The sequence below is a fragment of the Flavobacterium sp. WC2421 genome, assembly GCF_040822115.1.
In the GTDB taxonomy this organism is placed as follows: Bacteria; Bacteroidota; Bacteroidia; order Flavobacteriales; family Flavobacteriaceae; genus Flavobacterium.
The window spans coordinates 806312-823623 of sequence record NZ_CP162004.1 but is presented as its reverse complement, the minus strand read 5'-3'; the positions used below and the strand labels follow the sequence as shown (position 1 = coordinate 823623).

General features: G+C 33.7%; 17 protein-coding genes. 11 read left to right on the top strand and 6 right to left on the bottom strand.

The features are described from left to right. Both AB3G33_RS03425 and AB3G33_RS03420 read right to left on the bottom strand, forming a co-directional pair. Positions 1 to 756, bottom strand: a complete 756-nt coding sequence (locus AB3G33_RS03425; protein WP_367772598.1) for an SDR family NAD(P)-dependent oxidoreductase — start codon at positions 754 to 756, stop codon at positions 1 to 3. Between the two features lie 71 nt (positions 757 to 827). Further along, positions 828 to 1700, bottom strand: coding sequence for an aldo/keto reductase family oxidoreductase (locus AB3G33_RS03420; RefSeq protein ID WP_367772596.1), 873 nt, complete (start codon positions 1698 to 1700; stop codon positions 828 to 830). Between the two features lie 212 nt (positions 1701 to 1912). On the opposite strand from AB3G33_RS03420, the gene AB3G33_RS03415 reads away from it, so the two are divergent. The 8 genes from AB3G33_RS03415 (at position 1913) to AB3G33_RS03380 (ending at position 11124) form a co-directional block, all read left to right on the top strand. Next, positions 1913 to 2917, top strand: coding sequence for an AAA family ATPase (locus AB3G33_RS03415; RefSeq protein WP_367756001.1), 1005 nt, complete (start codon positions 1913 to 1915; stop codon positions 2915 to 2917). An 84-nt stretch (positions 2918 to 3001) separates the two neighbouring features. Continuing rightward, positions 3002 to 3865, top strand: a complete 864-nt coding sequence (locus AB3G33_RS03410) for a DUF58 domain-containing protein (RefSeq protein ID WP_367755999.1) — start codon at positions 3002 to 3004, stop codon at positions 3863 to 3865. A 62-nt stretch (positions 3866 to 3927) separates the two neighbouring features. Beyond that, positions 3928 to 5562, top strand: a complete 1635-nt coding sequence (locus AB3G33_RS03405; RefSeq protein WP_367772594.1) for a hypothetical protein — start codon at positions 3928 to 3930, stop codon at positions 5560 to 5562. Next, positions 5562 to 6563, top strand: a complete 1002-nt coding sequence (locus AB3G33_RS03400; protein WP_367772592.1) for a VWA domain-containing protein — start codon at positions 5562 to 5564, stop codon at positions 6561 to 6563. Before AB3G33_RS03405 ends, AB3G33_RS03400 begins: the two co-directional genes overlap by 1 nt. Positions 6564 to 6664: 101 nt before the next feature. Continuing rightward, positions 6665 to 7693: a VWA domain-containing protein gene (locus AB3G33_RS03395; protein WP_367755993.1), complete on the top strand. Its 1029-nt coding sequence runs from the start codon at positions 6665 to 6667 to the stop codon at positions 7691 to 7693. A 60-nt stretch (positions 7694 to 7753) separates the two neighbouring features. Further along, on the top strand, positions 7754 to 8530 hold the full coding sequence (locus tag AB3G33_RS03390; protein ID WP_367772590.1) for a tetratricopeptide repeat protein: 777 nt from the start codon (positions 7754 to 7756) through the stop codon (positions 8528 to 8530). Positions 8531 to 8616: 86 nt separating this feature from the next. Continuing rightward, the gene (locus AB3G33_RS03385; protein ID WP_367772588.1) at positions 8617 to 10362 is read left to right on the top strand and encodes a BatD family protein; all 1746 of its coding nucleotides are present in this window, start codon (positions 8617 to 8619) and stop codon (positions 10360 to 10362) included. Positions 10363 to 10377: 15 nt separating this feature from the next. Continuing rightward, positions 10378 to 11124, top strand: coding sequence for a tetratricopeptide repeat protein (locus AB3G33_RS03380; protein ID WP_367755987.1), 747 nt, complete (start codon positions 10378 to 10380; stop codon positions 11122 to 11124). Positions 11125 to 11132: 8 nt separating this feature from the next. Here AB3G33_RS03380 and AB3G33_RS03375 read toward each other — a convergent pair whose 3' ends face one another. Then, positions 11133 to 11669 carry a CvpA family protein gene (locus AB3G33_RS03375; protein ID WP_367772587.1) on the bottom strand — a complete coding sequence of 179 codons (537 nt, stop codon included), beginning with the start codon at positions 11667 to 11669 and terminating at the stop codon, positions 11133 to 11135. 178 nt (positions 11670 to 11847) lie between these two features. Here AB3G33_RS03375 and AB3G33_RS03370 point away from each other — a divergent pair, with 178 nt between their 5' ends. The 3 genes from AB3G33_RS03370 to AB3G33_RS03360 all read left to right on the top strand — a co-directional run bounded on the left by AB3G33_RS03370 (position 11848) and on the right by AB3G33_RS03360 (position 13967). Then, positions 11848 to 12204, top strand: coding sequence for a hypothetical protein (locus tag AB3G33_RS03370; protein WP_367755983.1), 357 nt, complete (start codon positions 11848 to 11850; stop codon positions 12202 to 12204). A gap of 143 nt (positions 12205 to 12347) precedes the next feature. Continuing rightward, on the top strand, positions 12348 to 13367 hold the full coding sequence (pheS, locus tag AB3G33_RS03365; RefSeq protein WP_367755981.1) for a phenylalanine--tRNA ligase subunit alpha: 1020 nt from the start codon (positions 12348 to 12350) through the stop codon (positions 13365 to 13367). A gap of 192 nt (positions 13368 to 13559) precedes the next feature. After that, positions 13560 to 13967 carry a hypothetical protein gene (locus AB3G33_RS03360; protein WP_367772585.1) on the top strand — a complete coding sequence of 136 codons (408 nt, stop codon included), beginning with the start codon at positions 13560 to 13562 and terminating at the stop codon, positions 13965 to 13967. Positions 13968 to 14047: 80 nt separating this feature from the next. On the opposite strand, the gene AB3G33_RS03355 is transcribed toward AB3G33_RS03360, so the two are convergent. The 3 genes from AB3G33_RS03355 to AB3G33_RS03345 all read right to left on the bottom strand — a co-directional run bounded on the left by AB3G33_RS03355 (position 14048) and on the right by AB3G33_RS03345 (position 17270). Beyond that, entirely contained in the window at positions 14048 to 15043 is a 996-nt protein-coding gene (locus AB3G33_RS03355; RefSeq protein ID WP_367755977.1) for an NAD(P)H-dependent glycerol-3-phosphate dehydrogenase, read from the bottom strand. Between the two features lie 296 nt (positions 15044 to 15339). After that, positions 15340 to 16497 (bottom strand): iron-containing alcohol dehydrogenase, encoded by a 1158-nt coding sequence (locus tag AB3G33_RS03350; RefSeq protein ID WP_367772583.1) that lies wholly within the window; start codon positions 16495 to 16497, stop codon positions 15340 to 15342. A 2-nt stretch (positions 16498 to 16499) separates the two neighbouring features. Beyond that, positions 16500 to 17270, bottom strand: coding sequence for a type 1 glutamine amidotransferase domain-containing protein (locus AB3G33_RS03345; RefSeq protein ID WP_367755974.1), 771 nt, complete (start codon positions 17268 to 17270; stop codon positions 16500 to 16502). Positions 17271 to 17312 lie beyond the last annotated feature (42 nt).

Sequence of the window (17312 nt, the reverse complement as noted above, 5' to 3'; positions counted from 1 at the left end):
TTATAGTGATTTATTTACGATTGTTGAAGACGCTTGCGCCGTACTCATAACAACTAAATCGGCGATGTTTACATGATACGGTCTTGACACTACAAAATGAATAATATCGGCAAGGTCTTCCGCTTGTAATGGCGTAAATCCTTTGTAAACATTTTCGGCTTTGGTAGTATCTCCTTTAAAACGCACTTCGCTGAATTCCGTTTCCACCATACCAGGATGAATGGCACCTACACGAATTCCGTATGGATTTAAATCGATACGCATGCCTTGACTTAGTGCATCTACTGCATGTTTTGTAGCACAATATACATTTCCGTTTGGATACACTTCTTTGGCTGCAGTAGAACCAATGTTAATGATATGTCCTGATTTTCTTTCTATCATTTGTGGAATAATCGCTTTAGAAACATACAGCAATCCTTTTACATTGATGTCAATCATAGCATCCCAATCGTCAATATCACCTGTTTGAATAGGATCTAAACCATGCGCATTCCCGGCATTGTTAATTAAAATGTCGATAGTAGAAAAAGCTTCTGGCAAAGAATTTATCGATTCAAAAACGGCTTTTTTATCTCGAACATCAAATTGTAACGTGTGTACTTCTGTCAGTTTAGCAAGCGAAGTTGCTAGTTCAGTCAATCGGTCTTCCCGTCTTCCGCAAAGAATGATTTTATAGTTGTTTTTAGCTAATATTTCGGCAGTTGCTTTTCCAATTCCGCTGGTAGCACCAGTAATAAAGGCAGTTTTATTCATGTTTTTGTGGTAATTCAATTTGTAATTGTTGTTAAAGTTGCATTTGAAAAATAAATGCAAATCTTAAATTTTTAGGGAACGTCTTGTCCCATACTTTCAGACCATATAGCAAACCAATCTTCTTTTTCTAGCTCTAAATCAACAGCTTTCATTAACGATTGAATTCTAGCTACATTTACAGTTCCTGCAATTGGGATTACTTTGGCTGGATGTCTTAAAACCCAAGAAAGTAATAGTGTATCAGAACCCAAATGGTATTTTGAAACTAATGTTGCCAATAATTTTTTCAAGCGATGCGTTTGTGGAATGTCTTTTCTAAAAACACATCCCAACGGATTCCAAGACATCGGACGAATGTTATTCATTTGCATATAATCAAAACTTCCATCGAGCATAGGTTCAAAATTGGTTGCTGAAAACTGAACTTGATTGTAACTAATTTCTGTTTTTTGGCTAAGTAATTCAGTTTGTGAAGTCGTGAAATTAGACAGTCCAAAATCAATGATTTTACCTTCAGCTGTCAATTTTTCAATCGCCTCAGCAATTTCATCCACTTCAATTAAAGGGCTTGGTCTATGCAATAAAAACACATCTAAATAATCAGTCTGTAAATTCTTCAACGATTGTTCTGCTGACTTGATTATGTGTGCTTTAGAATAATCATAATGCTTGATAGTGGTGCTCTTATTTTCGGCTAACATTTGGATGCCACACTTGGAAATTAACTGTAATTTTTCTCTGGCTATTTTGCTTGAAGCAAATGCTTTTCCAAAATCAGCTTCGGTAGTATAGGAGCCATAAATATCGGCATGATCGAAGGTGGTTATTTTGTTTTCGAGACATACATGGATCATGTTTTCCATTTCCTTTGGGGTTAGGTTTTTATCCCAAACTCCCCAATTCATTGTGCCAGCAATTATTGGTGATAATGTTGTTTTGCTCATAGGTTTAATTTTTTATTGAAACTCAGTATTCTCTGATTTCAAAGTATATTTTTCAAAGTTCTTAAAAATATGAAAATTGTATCATAATTCGTCCTTAAAATTAAGTGTTTGGTAGAAGTTTTAACCATTCTTTAACATCTTTCCTCTAAAAAAAAATTCAATTTGCACTACCAAAAGTAAGGCATTAAATTCAAGGTTTTAAAAATAATAATATGGAAGAGAATACATCGACTTTAGACATTAGAGCAATCAATGAAAAAATAGAAAGAGAGAGTGCGTTTATCGATCTTTTATCTATGGAAATGAATAAAGTGATTGTGGGTCAAAAGCACATGGTGGAGCGTTTGTTAATTGGACTTTTAGGTCAAGGACATATTTTATTAGAAGGTGTTCCGGGATTAGCAAAAACATTAGCCATCAACACGCTTTCTCAAGCAATTCATGGTTCGTTTAGTAGAATCCAGTTTACCCCTGATTTATTACCTGCGGATGTTGTGGGAACTATGATTTACAACATTAAAGCGAACGAATTTTCGATTAAAAAAGGACCTATTTTTGCTAATTTCGTCCTAGCCGATGAGATTAACCGTGCACCAGCCAAAGTGCAATCAGCGTTGCTTGAGGCGATGCAGGAAAAACAAGTAACTATTGGTGATACGACTTTCAAGTTAGAAAGACCTTTCTTGGTTTTGGCAACCCAAAACCCTATTGAACAGGAAGGAACATACCAACTACCAGAAGCGCAGGTAGACCGCTTTATGTTGAAAACAGTTATCGACTATCCAAAAATGGATGAAGAACGATTGGTAATTCGTCAAAACTTAAAAGGAAGTTATGAGAAAGTAAATCAAGTGGTTTCGGTAGAACAAATTTTACGTGCACAGGAAGCCGTACGCGAAGTGTATATGGATGAGAAAATCGAGAAATACATACTTGATATTATTTTTGCTACTCGTTACCCAGAGAAATACAAATTAGCCGACTTGAAACCTTTAATCAGTTTTGGATCTTCACCACGTGGAAGTATCAATTTAGCTAATGCGGCTAAATGTTACGCTTTTATCAAACGTCGTGGATATGTAATTCCTGAAGATGTTCGTGCGGTAGTACATGATGTATTGCGTCACAGAATCGGAGTGACTTACGAAGCCGAAGCGGAAAATATTACTTCAGTAGACATCATCAATAAAATTATAAACGAAGTAGAAGTACCTTAAAATTTGTTTAAGGTTTAAGGTTTCAAGTTGCTGTAGCAAACGTGAAAACCTTAAACTTTTTTAAACTTTAAACAAATTAAATAAATGGATACAAAAGACCTTTTAAAAAAAGTACGAAAAATAGAAATCAAAACCAGAAGGTTGAGTGATCATATCTTCTCGGGGGAATACCACACTTCTTTCAAAGGACGTGGAATGACTTTTAGTGAAGTACGTCAATACCAATACGGGGATGATATTCGTGCCATTGACTGGAATGTGACGGCCCGATACAATGAGGCTCATGTTAAGGTTTTTGAAGAGGAGCGTGAATTGACCATGATGTTAATGGTGGATATTTCAGGTTCAGAAAGTTTTGGTTCAAAAAATCAATTCAAGAAAGATATCGTAACCGAGATTGCCGCAACAATGGCTTTTTCGGCAACTCAGAATAATGATAAAATTGGATTGATTCTTTTTTCTGATCAAATCGAATTGTACATTCCGCCAAAAAAAGGACGTTCTCACGTATTACGTATCATAAGAGAATTAATAGAATTTCAACCGAAAAGTCATAAAACAAATATTGCTCAAGCCTTAAAGTTTTTATCGAGTACTCAGAAAAAGAAAGCTATTGTATTTATGATTTCTGATTTTATGTGTGAAGATTATGAGCAAACATTAAAGATAGCTTCAAAAAAGCATGATATTACTGGAATCCGTGTCTATGATATTAGGGAACAAAAAATGCCTAATATAGGAATGGTTCCAATGCAGGATGCTGAAACTGGAGAAATACAATTAATCGATACCAGTTCAAAAACCGTCCGATTTAATTATGAGAAATACTATAATGATAAATTAATGTATTTTAAAGAAACCTTTAGTAAATCAGGTTCAGGAGTTGTAAATACTAGAGTTGACGAAAGTTATGTAACTAAATTATTGAGCTATTTCAAATCGAGGTAAAACTCTGCTTCAATCTCCATGAAGTGCGGGGAGTTGGAAAACAAATGTTTCAAAAATTACTAATGAAAAAATATATAAGCCTACTAATACTACTTCTTTGTACTACCATTTTTGCCCAACAAAAAAGAGTAGTTACAAGTATAGATACCACAAAAAATAAAATTGGAGCAGAGTTTAAACTGACCATAAAAACAGATGTGGATACTTTGTCTAAAGTTGTTTTTCCTAAGTTGAAAAATATAGGAGCGCTTGAAGTAATTCAATCCTACCCAATCGATACGGTTAAAAATAATGACCGCTATGAATTAATCAAGAAATACGGATTAACTCAGTTTGATTCTGGAAAATATTCAGTTCCTAGTATAAAAATCTTAATTAATAATAAACCCTATTATACGGATTCACTTAAGGTAGAAGTAGCTAATGTAGTAGTAGATACTTTAAAACAAAAAATGTATGATATTAAGGATATTATTCCTGTAGAAAACACATTGGGAGACTGGTGGAAATATCTTTTGGCGCTTGCGATACTTGGTGGAATTGGCGCTTTGATTTATTGGTACATTAAAAAGCAACAAAAGAAAAAAATTGAAGAGGATGTGTATAAAACGCCAATTGAAAGAGCGACCAACCTACTCAATGATTTAGAGAAAAAAGAACTTTGGCAAAAAGGAGAAGTTAAAGAGTATTATAGTGAGTTGACTGATATTGCCAGAAATTATATCGAAGAAGCAATTGAAATTCCAGCTATGGAAAGTACTACTTCCGAATTGATTTTGGGGCTTAGAGCAGCATCTGTCAAAAAGAAAATGACGGTTTCTCAAGAAACAATTGAAAATTTAGAACGGGTATTGAAACAAGCCGATTTAGTAAAGTTTGCAAAATCAAAACCAGTAGAATATGAAATTGCAGAAGATCGAAATAAAATTCAAAAAGCAATTTTAACACTAGACAGCGCTATTCCTGTTGTAGTTGAAATGGAAGAGGATACTTTGTTGAATGAGGTGCAAAGACAAAAGCAAATTCAAATTCAGTTAAAGAAAAAAAGAAATAAACGCATAGCAATAACTATAGCGTCTGTTCTTTTCTTATTGTTTGCAACTACTACTTTTTTAATCGTTACTAAAGGGTTTGACTATGTAAAAGACAATATTATAGGACATCCAACCAAAGAGTTATTAGAAGGCGAATGGGTGAAAAGTGAATATGGAAATCCAGGAATTATAATGGAAACGCCAAAAGTACTTAAAAGAATAGATTTAACAAAATCATTACCTAAGAATGGAATGGCATTGATTAAAGAAATGAATTCGTTTGCTTATGGTAGCCTTTTAGATAATTTCTATTTAATGGTTTCTACTTATAAGTACAAACAAGACTCGACTTCAGTTGATTTAAAAAAATCAATGGAAGGAACGATTCAAGCATTAGAATCACAAGGAGCTCAAAACATGATTGTGAAACAAGAAGATTTTCAAACACCTGAAGGTATAAGTGGTCTAAAAGGATACGGAACGTTCACTAGAATAAATGAGGCGACTAAGAGCAGTGAAAAATTATATTATGAATTGTTGTTGTTTGGTCAAGATGGAGGATTACAACAAATTATGATTTTCCATGAAGAAGGGGATTCATATGCAAATCAAATATCGGATAGAGTGTTGAGTTCTGTCGAATTAAAACAAGTAAGTAAGTAATGGGGAAAATATCTTTTTTAAATCCTGAGTTTTTCTGGTTGTTTCTTTTAATACCACTAGCTGTTATTTGGTTAGTTTATAAAAGAAATAAACAATCAGCAACCTTAAAAATTAGCTCGATTCAAGGGTTCAAGACAACGCCTTCTTTACTAGCTAAACTAAAACCTTTTTTAAGTGTTTTTCGTTTATTAGCGTTGAGCTCCTTAATTGTGGCAATGGCGAGACCAAGAACGGTAGATATTAGTAATAAAACAAAAACAACAAAAGGGATTGACATTGTAATGGCTGTCGATGTTTCAGGAAGTATGTTGGCCAAAGATTTAAAGCCAAACCGAATGGAAGCCTTAAAAAGAGTGGCAGCTGATTTTGCAGAGGAAAGACCCAATGACCGAATAGGGCTAGTAGTTTATGCTTCGGAGGCGTATACAAAAACTCCAGTTACTAGTGATAAAGCAGTTGTTCTTGAAGCAATAAAAAGCATCAAATACGATAATGTTTTACAAGATGGAACGGGAATAGGAATGGGTTTGGCAACAGCTGTAAACAGATTGAAAGACAGTAAGGCCAAAAGCAAAGTGATTATTTTATTGACTGATGGGGTGAATAACGCTGGTTTTATAGAACCAGAAACCGCAGCGGATATTGCCAAACAATATGGAATTAAAGTATATACTATTGGAATTGGTACTAATGGAATGGCTGAATTTCCTTATGCCGTAGGGCCAAACGGACAGTTTTTATTTCAAATGATGAAAGTGGAAATCGATGAAAAATTAATGCAAAGCATCGCTAAAAAAACGGATGGAAGATATTTTAGAGCAACGAGCAACAGTAAATTGGCAGAAATTTATGGTGAAATCAATAAGTTAGAAACCACCGAAATTGAAGAGCTTAAGTTTTATGATTACGATGAAAAATATAGAGCTTTTGTTTGGATAGCAGGATTTTTATTATTGGCCGAAATTGGTTTAAGAAACACAGTGTATAGAAGTTTTATTTAGTATCCCCACCCCAGTCCTCCCCAAAGGGAAGGGAGATTGGACGTGAAAATTGGAATCTAAAATTTGTCTTGATATTTCGAGACTGATATTTAAAAAAAAATATGGAATTAGACGAATCAAAATATTTATACCTCTTATTCGTACTACCAATTGTGGTGGTGTTGTATCTTTTGAATTTCTATTGGAAAAGAAAAAAACAACGTGAATTTGGAGATCTGGATTTAATTAAAAAATTGAGTCCTGAGACTTCTGTTTTTAAACCTGTTTTTAAACTAGCAGTTATTCTATTAGCATTAGTGGGATTAATTTTAGGATTGGTAAATCCAAAAATAGGAACCAAAATGGAAACGGTAAAACGAGAAGGTATTGATATCGTTTTTGCGATGGATGTATCCAAAAGTATGCTTGCCGAAGATATCGCTCCCAGCCGATTGGAAAAAAGTAAACAACTGGTTTCTCAAATTATCAATCAGTTAGGGAATGACCGCATTGGTATTGTGGCGTATGCGGGAAGTGCTTTTCCTGTATTGCCGATTACTTCTGATTACAGTGTGGCCAAAATGTTTTTGCAAAGTATGAACACGGAGATGGTTTCCTCACAAGGAACATCGCTGGATGAGGCCATAAAGTTATCAGGAACTTATTTTGATGATAAAAGCAAAACAAGCAAATTACTAATTCTTATTTCAGATGGGGAAGACCATTCTGAAGGGGCACAGGCAGCAGCCGAAGAAGCCAATAAGCAAGGAATGCGCATTATCACAATAGGAGTTGGAACCGAAAAAGGAGGGACTATTCCATTGAAAAGAAATGGAATTGTAGAAAGTTATGTTCGTGATAATAATGACCAAGTGGTAGTTACAAAATTAAACCGTGCTGGTTTAGAGACCATAGCTAAAGCTACTAAAGGCGGTTATGTGGATGGAAGCAATACCAAAGAGGTTTTGGAATACATAAAAAACACGTTAAACACGATTCAAAAAACGGAGTTTGAAGCCACGCAAATGGCCGATTTTCAATCGCAATTTCAATGGTTTCTAGGATTTGCTTTTATCTTATTGTTCCTAGATCTTTTCTTATTAGAAAGAAAAACAAGTTGGGTGAAGAAGCTGAATTTGTTTAACGAATAAAAAATAAATGTCAATTCCTTTACTGTTTTTACATTCGAGGATGAACATAATAATTGAAAAATGAAAAATTTTAAAAAATACATATTTTCCTTTTCTGTATTCCTTAGTTTGGGATTTGGAGGAGTGTTTGCTCAGGAGAAAGATAAAAATCTGCCTAAAGCAAATGAGGAATATGCTCAAAATAAATTTGTTGATGCAGAGGCTAATTATAGAATTTCGGGTTCTAAATTTCCAAACAGAACTGTTTCTCCATATAATTTAGGTAATGCAATATACAAACAAAACCAACCTGCTGAAGCTAAATATGCCTATGCCAAAGCTTTAAAAAGTGCTAAAACGAGACCTCAAAAACACAAAGCCTTTCACAACCTAGGTAATGTATTCATGAAAGAAAAAAATTATACTGAAGCGGTAGAAGCATACAAAAACGCACTTCGAAATGACCCTACAGATGAGGAAACAAGATATAATTATGCATTAGCAAAAAAAATGCTAAAAGAAAATCCGCCTAAAGACAATAAAAAGGATAAGGATAAAAAAGACAAAGACAAAGATAAAAAAGACAAGGATAAAGACAAAGACAAGAAAGACAAGGATAAGGATAAAAAAGACGGTGACAAAGACAAGGACAAAAAAGACGATAAGGGAGATAAGGATAAAAAGAACAATGAAAAGCCTGAGGATAACGGAAAGCCAAAACCAACTCCTGGCGGTATTTCACCACAACGTTTACAAAGTCTTTTAGATGCGGTCAATAATGAGGAAAAGAAAATCCAAGACAAAGTAAACGCACAAAAAGTAAAAGGAAAACCAACAAAAACAGAAAAAGATTGGTAAGATTTGGTTTATAACCTATTCGTGATTTGTTTTAATAACAAATTCATTAAGTAGTAAATCAAGGAATCAACGAACAAACAGTAATAATGAAGAATTTTTTAATTTTAATACTATTAAGTTTTCAAGGACTTATGGCTCAAGTGCAATTTGAGGCTAAAGTAAGTAAAACGACACTTGGTCTTAATGAAAGACTCCGTGTAGATTTTGCTATGAATATCGATGGTGATAATTTTAGTGAACCTTCTTTTGAAGGATTTAGAGTAATTGCTGGTCCAAGCCAACAAGTAAGTCAATCTTGGGTGAATGGCCGCAGTTCTTTTGAAAAAATATATTCCTATTACCTATTGCCAAATCAAAAAGGGACTTTAGTTATTAAGCAAGCATCCATAGAATACAACGGGCAGGTGTATAAAACTTCTCCAATAAAAATTAATGTTACATCGGCAATCGAACAGCCAAAAGATCCAAACGACACTAGTGTCTCTGCAGCAGATAATATTTATCTTGTGGCTGATATTTCGAAAACAAGTCCGTATATCAATGAACCTATTACAGTAGTGTATAAACTGTATTTTAGCTATAACATTGGAATTACGAATTGGAGAGAATTGAATAAACCCAAGTACAATGATTTCTGGAGTCAAAACATTGACATCAAGCAATTAGTTGCCGAAGAAGGCATGTTTAAAGGGGAAAAATACCGTTATGTAATATTAAGAAAAACAGTTCTATACCCTCAAAAATCGGGAAAATTGACTATAGAGCCATTGTCATTAGATATCGATGTGCAATTGCCTACTAATCGTAGAAACATGTTTGGTCAAGTAATTTTGACCGAAGGAAATAAAAGAGTTTCGGCTGGAGCCAAAGCAATAACGGTAAGAGCACTTCCTGAAGCTGGTAAGCCAGAAGATTTTTCTGGAGCAGTAGGTAGTTTTGATTTTAAAGTGATTCCATCCAAAACAAATCTTAAAAATGGAGAAAGCCTTGATTTAAATGTAAGCGTGACAGGTAAAGGGAATATGAAATTATTCAACTTACCAAAACCAGTAGTACCTAATGCCTTGGAAATGTATGACGCGGTTCATACAGATCAAGTGAATACCTCTTTAGCGGGGATGTCAGGAAAAGTGGCTGACAGTTATACAATTGTGCCACAATATAAAGGGAATTACCCAGTAAAACCACTTCGCTTTTCTTATTTTGATTTAGGATCAGGAACATATAAAACGATTAGTTCTCCTGAAATAATGATTAACGTTCTGGATGGCCCTACTGATACTAGAACAGCAGACAATCTAAACTCTAAGAAGAATACGGTTTCAATTCAAGAACAATTCAAATATATTAAACTGAAAACAAAATTAGAGTCAACAAAAAAAGACGACTTCTTTGGTTCCAATTTGTTCTTGGGGTTATTGTTTTTACCGTTCTTAATTGTTCCAATTATAGTTTTACTTCGAAAGAAAAAAGAAGCTATTGACGGAGACGTTGTTGGTAATAGAATTAGAAGAAATAATAAATTGGCTAAGAAATATTTATCTGAAGCCAAGAAACAAATCAATAATAAAGAACCGTTTTACGTGGCTCTTGAAAAAGCGATGCATAATTTCTTGAAGGCAAAACTTCATATTGAAACTTCGGAAATGAGTAAGGACAATATCAAGGACTTATTATTGACTAGAAATGCAAATCCAGAGGTAGTAAATGATTTTATTTCTCTAACTGAAAACTGTGAAGTAGCTCGATATGCACCAGCTTCAAGCGCAACTATTCAAAATGATTATGACAAGGCTGTTTCAATAATCTCTGAATTAGAAAAGCAGATCTAACAATTGATGATTAAGATGAAAAACATTTTTTATATAGTATTATTATTTACTTCTCAAATTTTCTTTGCTCAAAGTGGCTTTGAAACTGGGAATGATTTATACCAAAAAGGGAAATATCAGGAAGCCGTTCATGCATACGAAAGTGTGGTAAATAGCCATAAGCAGTCGGCTGAATTGTATTATAATTTAGGGAACTCTTATTATAAATTAAACAAAGTAGCTCCTGCTATCTATAATTATGAAAAGGCTTTGGTTTTAAAACCAAATGATAAGGACGTTCAAAACAATTTAAGATTTGCACAAAAAAGAACTATTGACGAAATAAAAGTAATTCCAAAAGTAGGTTTTGGTAAATTGCTTCGTGATTTCACGGCAATTTATCATTACAATACTTGGGGATGGATTTCTATAGGATTTTCAGTATTGTTTCTATTGTGTTTTATAGGATATTATTTTTCTCAAATGACTGTGGTTAAAAGAATATTTTTCTTCTCCATGTTTGTGGTTGTTTTCTTGCTTATGATAACTGTCGCTGCAGCCATTTTTGAAAAAAGCCATTTTGAAAACGAAAAGCCAGCAATCGTTTTTGCCGAAATGGCGGATGTAAAAAGTGAGCCCCAAAAATTAGCTTCTACCATTGTGGTGTTACATGAAGGTACAAAAGTCTTTGTAGAAGAAATTGTGGAAGGTTGGAAAAAAGTGCAGCTAACAGATGGAACAGAGGGCTGGATTGAAAATAATGCTATCAAAGAAGTAAAGTAATTCTCTCTTTATTCTTGCTTATTAGTAAGTGATTTATCTTCGTTTTTGCTTTTAAAATCATCGTACCAGGTTTGTAATCTTGGATAAATAAACTTTGACGTTTCTTGAATAGGGTTGTAAAACATGGACTTATCTAGCGTCTCTTGCTTGGTAAGCATATTGTTGATGTTGATTTTTTGAAAAAGATTCAATACAATGCTCAAGAGCAATATGGTTTTTATAACACTAAAAAAACCTCCAGCTAACTTGTTAATCCAACCCAAAAAAGCGAAGTCCATAATCCCTGTAAGCACCTTGGCTAATAAATGCACTACTAAGACTACGGCTATAAAAGTGAGCCCAAAAGCGATTATTTCTACGTATTTTGGAGACCATGAAACATGACTTGATACGACTTCACGAACAACATAGGAGAATTTTATGGCAATATAAATCCCTAAGATTAGCGAAATTAAGGAAGCAAGTTCTACAAAAAGCCCATTTTTCATACCTTTAAATAAAGCGTATATCAGTAATGCACCCAGGACAATATCTAAAATTCCCATAAAATTAGTTTAGTAATGATAAAGGAACAAATATAAAAGAATTATCAAACATCCATTGTCAATTTTCTAGTTGTTATCTTTGCCATAATAATTGGATGCTTTTTTTGAAAATCTGAAATGCTTTGCCTTTTCGCTATCGCTCGGGTCAAAAATCGTTAATCTACAATCAACAATCACAATGTCAAGAGACACACAACTTAAAGAACGCTGGGAACAGCTTGTAACTATATTATCAGATCAATTTTCACAAGGTGAAGATTTAGATCTAGACGCTATCATTTATTTAATTGGGGTACAAGAATTAGGAAAAGTACACCGTGAATATAAAAAAGACGAAAAACTCAACTTAATGCATATTGCTATTTGTCGATTATTAGAACCATACGGATTTTATGAATTCGATTTTTTTGACGAAGAAGGCTGGCCTCATTATACAGTAAAAGAAGAGTTGCCACCACTTAAAGCGGGAGAACAATCCGTATTGATGAAAGAAGCAATTGTTAATTATTTTCTTGAAAGAGAAGTAATAAAGTAGTGTTCAGTTATCAGTTTTTATATTATTTAACCTTATAGTAGTACTTAAATGGTAATCTCACAATTTATCAGGGAAACTTTAAACTTTAAACTTTAAACCTGAAACAAATTTTGTAAATTTGCACACGCAATTATTGAATGAAAATGATAGATAAGATAAAAGAATATATCGGTGAAGCACAAGCCTTCTCGACCCAAAGTCCAGCAGAATTAGAAGCTTTCCGAATTAAATTTCTTGGAAGTAAAGGGGTTTTAAAAGAGTTTTTTGCCGAATTTAAAAATGTTCCTAATGAAGAAAAAAAGGAATTTGGTCAAGTAATCAACTTGCTTAAATCATCTGCCGAAGAAAAGGTAAAATCAATACAAGAATCTTTAGAGAATAAAGAAGAAAGTAAAGGGTTGTTTGGTGATTTAACACGTTCTTCTGAACCAATAAAAATAGGTTCTCGTCACCCAATATCATTAGTAAAAAACCAAATTATAGATATCTTTTCAAACATTGGTTTCAACGTGTCCGAAGGTCCAGAAATAGAAGATGACTGGCATAATTTTACCGCATTAAATCTGCCAGAATACCATCCGGCTCGTGATATGCAAGATACTTTTTTCATACAAACCAATCCTGATATTTTGTTGCGTACGCATACATCATCGGTTCAGGTGCGTTATATGGAGAACAATAAACCGCCTATTCGTACTATTTCTCCAGGAAGAGTGTTCCGTAACGAAGCTGTTTCGTCCCGTTCTCACTGTATTTTTCACCAAGTAGAAGGTCTTTATATCGACAAAGATGTTTCTTTTGCAGACTTGAAACAAACCTTGTTGCATTTTACCAAAGAGATGTTTGGAAAATCAAAAATACGTTTGCGCCCGTCTTATTTCCCATTCACGGAGCCAAGTGCCGAAATTGATATTTACTGGGGTTTAAAAACCGAAACTGATTATCGAATTACCAAAGGAACTGGTTGGTTAGAAATTGGTGGTTGTGGAATGGTAGATCCTAATGTACTTAAAAATTGCGGGATCGATCCAGAAGAATATACTGGTTTCGCATTTGGGATGGGGATTGAAAGAATCGCCATGTTGAACTATCAAATAGGCGATATTCGTATGTTTTACGAAAACGATGTTCGTTTCTTAGAACAATTTAAAGCTAGTATTTAATAATTGAATTAGGAGCTATTTCCAGCTATTCGTTACAATCTTTTCTTGTTTTAAAGAAAAACAAGAAAAGGATTTTCACTTCTATCTGGGCTAGTATTTTAGTTGAATAGTCAATATTGATCAAATAAGGATTAAACGTAACAACCTTAATTTCTTAATAGTTATAAAAGTAGCTTTCAGAGTTATATCACAATGAAAAAAGACATAATTATCCCCGAAGTAGAGAACGTTTTCATAGCCGCAGTCCAAGAATGGAGTGACGACTTTATGGAAAAAGTTTGGTATGCCTATTTAGTAAATGACAGCGATTACCTAATAGAAAGTGTAATGGTTGTTTCTAAAGCATTTGGGACTATAGATGGAGAGATGAAAAAAACATCACTTTTACGTCATGCTTTTGTAGAAGTACCGTCCGTTTCGGTAGTGAAAATCGAAATGATTGAAAAAAGTGTATTACAACTTAACAATGAGTTTATGGTTACTTTTTTCATAGATGATAAATTATATGATAAGAAATTTATTTTTAAAGCCAATACCATTAATGAAACTGATGTGGAAGAAGTTCCTATCTTATTTGTTGATGGAGTTATTATAAGGTAATGTATAATTTATCATAATGAAAAAGGCGTTATCTTATGAGATAGCGCCTTTTTTGTGTTTAAAAATCGAATTATTTTAGATTAATCCAGTTGGTCTGTTAGTTTTTTAAAGACTGCTTTTGCATCCTTTCCGTCGTACAATATTTCATAAACAGCGTCTATAATTGGAGTTTTCGCCTGGTACCCTTGGTTGAGCTTATAAGCGCTTTTTGTTGCATAATAGCCCTCAGAAACCATGCTCATTTCCATCATTGCACTCTTTACAGTATAGCCTTTGCCAATCATATTACCAAACATTCTATTTCTGGAAAAAACAGAATATCCAGTAACCAATAAATCTCCTAAATAAGCAGAGTCATTAATGTTTCGTTTCATTTTATGGACTTTCTTGATGAATTTTTTCATCTCTCGGATACCATTACTCATTAAAACGGATTGGAAATTATCACCATAACCCAATCCATGAGCAATTCCAGCAGCAATAGCATAAATGTTTTTCAACATAGCTGCGTATTCGGTCCCAATGATATCATCTGTAATTTTAGTTTTTATAAAATTTCCTGATAGATTTTTGGCGACTAATTTTGCTTTATCAGCATCACCACAAGCAATAGTAAGGTACGATAAACGCTCTAATGCTACTTCTTCGGCATGGCAAGGTCCTGTAATTACTCCAATATTATAATACGGGATGTCATATTTAAAATGGAAATGTTCGCCAACAATTAAACTTGTTTCAGGAACAATTCCTTTAATAGCTGAAAAGATTATTTTATCTTTTAATGAAACAGTTAGTTTTTCTAACTCATCATTTAAAAATGCAGAAGGAATTGCAAAAATGAGGTAGTCTGCATATGCAACAGCTTCATTAATATCGCTAGTTAATTTTAGTTTTTTAGTGTCAAACTCTACCGCACTAAGATAATTAGGGTTATGCTTGTAAGTCTTTATGTGCTCAATAGCTGATTCATTGCGCATGTACCATGAAACCTCCGAAAGGTTTACACATAACATTTTTGTAATCGCTGTTGCCCAACTACCACCACCTATAACTGCGAATTTTATATTTCCGGCCATTTTTTAATAAATTTAACCAAAAGTACTTAAAAATGGAGTAATTAAACAAAAAAATTATTTAAGAAACTGGAGTTTTAATTGCTTGAAAAAAGCAATCATAAAAATAAAATATTTTTTTTTATAATTTCTTACAATATTTATATCGTATTAACGTTGTAACCTATTATAAATTAAGTTTTTAATAAATAAATGAAAATTGAGTTAGTTAGTTTTGTTTTGGTGTTATCAAAAAGGCGTCTTGAATTAAATTCAAAACGCCTTTTTATTTTACACTGTAATAGTTCCAGTATTCTGAATTAGTAACTCATTTCCACAATAGCTTTTACTTTGTCTAAAGTGATGTTTTGTCTTTCTCCTAAACCTTTCCATCCGCGTTCATCAAAACGATTTACAATGAAATCAGCAGTGTGATTATACTCTTTTGTATAGTCAGATAGCTTCGTGTCCATTCCCATTTTGTGGAAGAATTCAACCGTTTTATTTATAGCTTCGTTAGCAATTTCATCTTCCGTTCCTTCTAAGTTGAAGATGCGTTTTCCGTATTGTGCTAGTTTTCCTTTTTTAGTCTCAAACATTACTTTGTACAAACTTGGAGCAATAACAGCAAGAGTTCGTGCATGGTCAATTCCGAACATCGCAGTTAGTTCATGACCTATCATGTGTGTTGCCCAGTCACTAGGAACTCCTTTTTGGATTAAACCGTTTAAGGCCATGGTGCAACTCCACATAAAATTAGATGCCAAAGCATAATCTTTAGGATTTTCAACTACCTGTGGACCTACTTCAATTAAGGTTTGTAAAATTCCTTCGGCAATGCGGTCTTGTAAATAACCTTCGTGTGGATAAGTTAAGTATTGCTCCATTACGTGCGTGTAGGCATCGACAACACCGTTTTGCAATTGTCTTTTTGGCAAAGATTCAATCACCGTTGGATCGCAAATAGAGAATTGTGGAAACATAGCTGAACCACCAAAAGCCAATTTCTCTTTGGTCGATTCAATAGTTACAACAGCTCCAGAATTCATTTCGCTTCCTGTAGCAGGCAAGGTTAATACAGTTCCAAAAGGCACTGCATTCTCTTTAATTAAAATGCGTTTTTGCAAGATATCGATTGGGTTTCCTTCAAAATTAACAGCTGCTGAAATAAATTTCACACCATCAATTACAGATCCACCACCAACGGCAAGAATAAAATCAATATGTTGTTCTTTAACAATGGCTACTGCTTTCATTAAAGTTTCAAAATGAGGATTAGCTTCAATTCCGCTAAATTCTACAATTTCGTGCCCTTTAAGATTGTGGAGTACTTGTTCGTGAATTCCGTTTTTAAAGATACTTCCACCACCGTAAGCCAATAATATTTTAGCTCCTTTGGGTACAAGGCTTCCTAGTTTTTCAATTTGTCCTTTTCCGAATACAAGATTCGTGGGATTATATAATTCGAAGTTTAACATGCTTATTTTTTTTCGTTTAATTGATGTAATAATTTTTCAGCAACTAATTTAGAGGATGCAGGGTTTTGCCCAGTAATCAACAAACCGTCTTCTACTGCATAAGGATGCCAATCTTCAACTTTAGAATACGTTGCTCCATTAGCTTGTAAGGCGTCTTCTAATAAAAAAGGAACCACATCAGTTAATCCTACTGCAGCTTCTTCAGTGTTAGAAAAACCAGTTACGTTTTTACCTTTAACTAAAAATTCTCCATTTACTTTTACATTTTTCAATACCGCTGGTGAATGACAAACAAAAGCTACTGGTTTATTATTAGTGTAAAATGCTGAGATTAATGCATCTGAATTTTTATTTGAAGCTAGATCCCATAATGGTCCATGACCACCTGGATAAAAAACAGCATCGTAATCAGACTCTTTTACATCGGCTAATTTATGTGTTTTACTTAATTTAGCTTGTAATTCAGTGTCTTTGTCAAATCGTTTTGTGTCTTCAGTTGCCGATGACGGGTCTTCACTTTTTGGATCAATTGGAGGTTGACCACCAAGCGGAGTAGCAATATCAATTAGGACTCCTTTGTCAGCTAACTCATAATAAGGAGCAGCAAATTCTTCTGTCCAAAATCCTGTTTTTTCTCCGGTGTCTCCTAATTTATCGTGACTAGTAAGAACAAATAATACTTTTTTCATGTCTTTTTTATTTTGTTTTTGTGCGGTTGCTTTAATGCAACCCACAGTTAATGCAATAATTGTAAATAATGCTATTTTCTTCATAACTGATTTTATTACTACAAATTTACGGCGAATATGCTATTA

Coding starts and splice junctions, on each gene's coding strand:
- AB3G33_RS03425 (WP_367772598.1), bottom strand. CDS start 756: ATGAATAAAACTGCCTTTATTACTGGTGCTACCAGCGGAATTGGAAAA.
- AB3G33_RS03420 (WP_367772596.1), bottom strand. CDS start 1,700: ATGAGCAAAACAACATTATCACCAATAATTGCTGGCACAATGAATTGG.
- AB3G33_RS03415 (WP_367756001.1), top strand. CDS start 1,913: ATGGAAGAGAATACATCGACTTTAGACATTAGAGCAATCAATGAAAAA.
- AB3G33_RS03410 (WP_367755999.1), top strand. CDS start 3,002: ATGGATACAAAAGACCTTTTAAAAAAAGTACGAAAAATAGAAATCAAA.
- AB3G33_RS03405 (WP_367772594.1), top strand. CDS start 3,928: ATGAAAAAATATATAAGCCTACTAATACTACTTCTTTGTACTACCATT.
- AB3G33_RS03400 (WP_367772592.1), top strand. CDS start 5,562: ATGGGGAAAATATCTTTTTTAAATCCTGAGTTTTTCTGGTTGTTTCTT.
- AB3G33_RS03395 (WP_367755993.1), top strand. CDS start 6,665: ATGGAATTAGACGAATCAAAATATTTATACCTCTTATTCGTACTACCA.
- AB3G33_RS03390 (WP_367772590.1), top strand. CDS start 7,754: ATGAAAAATTTTAAAAAATACATATTTTCCTTTTCTGTATTCCTTAGT.
- AB3G33_RS03385 (WP_367772588.1), top strand. CDS start 8,617: ATGAAGAATTTTTTAATTTTAATACTATTAAGTTTTCAAGGACTTATG.
- AB3G33_RS03380 (WP_367755987.1), top strand. CDS start 10,378: ATGAAAAACATTTTTTATATAGTATTATTATTTACTTCTCAAATTTTC.
- AB3G33_RS03375 (WP_367772587.1), bottom strand. CDS start 11,669: ATGGGAATTTTAGATATTGTCCTGGGTGCATTACTGATATACGCTTTA.
- AB3G33_RS03370 (WP_367755983.1), top strand. CDS start 11,848: ATGTCAAGAGACACACAACTTAAAGAACGCTGGGAACAGCTTGTAACT.
- pheS (WP_367755981.1), top strand. CDS start 12,348: ATGATAGATAAGATAAAAGAATATATCGGTGAAGCACAAGCCTTCTCG.
- AB3G33_RS03360 (WP_367772585.1), top strand. CDS start 13,560: ATGAAAAAAGACATAATTATCCCCGAAGTAGAGAACGTTTTCATAGCC.
- AB3G33_RS03355 (WP_367755977.1), bottom strand. CDS start 15,043: ATGGCCGGAAATATAAAATTCGCAGTTATAGGTGGTGGTAGTTGGGCA.
- AB3G33_RS03350 (WP_367772583.1), bottom strand. CDS start 16,497: ATGTTAAACTTCGAATTATATAATCCCACGAATCTTGTATTCGGAAAA.
- AB3G33_RS03345 (WP_367755974.1), bottom strand. CDS start 17,270: ATGAAGAAAATAGCATTATTTACAATTATTGCATTAACTGTGGGTTGC.